The sequence below is a fragment of the Pseudomonas oryzihabitans genome (assembly GCF_032027545.1).
Classification (GTDB): Bacteria; Pseudomonadota; Gammaproteobacteria; order Pseudomonadales; family Pseudomonadaceae; genus Chryseomonas; species Chryseomonas oryzihabitans_F.
Genome location: NZ_JAVSJB010000089.1, coordinates 1 through 730 on the forward strand (window position 1 = coordinate 1; position 730 = coordinate 730).

The following is a 730-nucleotide window of genomic DNA, read 5'->3' on the forward strand; positions in this document are numbered from 1 at the left end:
TAGGTTCTGTACGAAAAATCCGAGCGAGTAGAATTGGCGCCATGACAGGCTGGAGGGCCGCATGGCAAAGCGTTACGAACTACCGGGCGAAGGGTGGGAGCTGATCGCAGATATCGTTTCGCCCGAGCTGAAGAGGGGGCGGCCACGCAGTAATGACCGACTCATGCTCAATGGCCTCTTCTGGATCCTGTGTTCAGGCCCCGCCTGGCGCGACCTGCCAGGGCGGTTCGGCCCCTGGTCGACGGTGTATCAGCGGTTTCGAGACTGGCGAGATGAGGGTACGTTGGATTGGGTTCTCGAGCGCTTACATGTTCGTCTGAATCAGGAAGGGCTGATTGACCTGGACACCTGGATGATTGACTCCACTGCCGTGCGCGCTACCCGAGCCGCTTCTGGCGCCGGGAAAAAAGGGGCCAGAAGAGCCGGTAGACCATGCGCTGGGCGCAGCAGAGGCGGCCTGACCACCAAGATCCACCTGGTTTGCGCCACCAACGGCGCCCCCTACGCTTTGTGTTATCGCCGGGTCAGGCCAGCGACATGTCCAATGCCCAGGCACTGCTGGATAAAGTTCGCCTCCCTGGCAAGCCAGGCCGTCCCCGCAAGCGCTGCCGCTGGTGACTGGCAGACAAGGGCTACGATGCCAAGCACTTGCGCCGGTACTGTGACCGTTACCGGATGCGGCCTGTGATCCCGCTGCGAACACGAACCCTGAAACGCAAACCCAAGCCGG

General features: G+C 61.6%; 1 pseudogene. It reads left to right on the forward strand.

Annotated features, from left to right (window positions below):
• Window positions 1–61: 61 nt before the first annotated feature.
• Window positions 62–730, forward strand: a pseudogene (locus tag RND78_RS27840) (IS5 family transposase); the annotation flags it as partial.